Source organism: Sporomusa sp., assembly GCF_057736855.1.
In genome coordinates this window covers 1-1,410 of sequence record NZ_JBYKYF010000235.1, presented here as the reverse complement: position 1 = coordinate 1,410, position 1,410 = coordinate 1, and the positions used below count along the sequence as shown (strand labels likewise).

Sequence of the window (1,410 nt, the reverse complement as noted above, 5' to 3'; positions counted from 1 at the left end):
TGAAGCTGAAGTAGAACATTACCTCAGCCTTCAGTATTTTTCTTTGCTAGAGCGAGCAGTCCGGTTTCTATGGATCAGAGGATAGCGTTACGCTTTATGGGTAAATGAGGATACCTGTAAACAATGTCTAGGGGGGTTAGGATATGGGGACTTTTATTGAACGGGCAAAATCGACATGTGCTCTGGGTGGTGCCATTGTTACCATAGCTGCACTACCACGAGCTATTCCCATTGTTCATGCGTCAGGCGGGTGCGCCACTATGCTGTCAGGCACCTACAACCAGGCAAGCGGCTACAAAGGTTCAGGCTATTGCAGCGGCCATATGACGCCCACCTCCAATGTTGTCGAAAAAGACATTGTGTTTGGTGGCGAGGAGCGGCTGGAGGAGCAAATTACTCACACCATCAAAATCATGGATGGGGATCTGTACTTTGTTGTGACCGGCTGCCAGGTAGAAATTATTGGCGATGATGCTGTCGGCGTGACCCGGCGTTTTCAGAACGGCAAACTGCCTGTGCTGGCAGCTAATACTCCAGGCTTCTTGGGTAATGGCTTTAAAGGTTATGAACTGGTGCTGAGTACTTTGGCTGCTAAATTTATTGAGCCCAAGGCTGTCAAGGCGGAAAGGACTGTCAATATTTTAGGCATAATGCCAGGGCAGGATGTTTTTTACCGGGGAAATATCAGGGAAATCAAAAGATTGCTAAATAAGTTAGGCGTAAAAGCCAATACCTTTTTTGGCGATGGGGAAACCATCGAAACCATCAAAAATTACGGAGACGCAGCCCTGACAATTGTTTTTTCCGACAAATACGGTATCGATACTGCCAAGGTTTTTGAAGAACAGCATAACATACCGTATATTACGGTAGATCTTCCCATCGGTGCGACAAGAACGGATGCCTTTTTACGCACAATTGGTGAGCGTCTGGCTATTGAGGATGCGGCCGTTGAAGCGCTTATTGCCGAAGAAAAACGCTATTACTACAGTTATGTCGAAAGGTTTTTGGATATTTACGGCGATATCGACTTGCAACGGTATGTAATTGTTTCGGCCGATATTAATTATGCCTTTCCGCTAATTAGTTTTTTGGTTGATGATTGGGGTTGGATTCCCCATCTTGTTGTTGTCAATGAAGATTTGGATGAGTTCAGCAAAAAGCAATATGAGCAGAAATTTAATCAATTGACTTCGGAGGCCAAACCCAAAATCGTCTTTGAACAGCATGCTGGACAACTGCTTAACCATATCCGGCAAAGCTGGCCTCAGAGCAGTAATACTAAGTATTATAATGCACTTAGCCCGTCTTTCCTGCTTGGCAGCAGTCTGGAGGGATCTACGGCGCAGAAAATCGGGGCGGCATTCCTGCCAGTTTGTTTTCCCGTAACCAATCGAGCTGTTTTAGATA

1 protein-coding gene is annotated in these 1,410 nt (G+C 45.7%); it reads left to right on the top strand.

Annotation, left to right across the window (positions count from 1 at the left end; translation table 11 throughout):
* Positions 1-143: 143 nt before the first annotated feature.
* On the top strand, positions 144-1,410 hold a 1,267-nt coding region (locus AC29Z1_RS13460; protein ID WP_488271971.1), incomplete at its 3' end, for a nitrogenase component 1.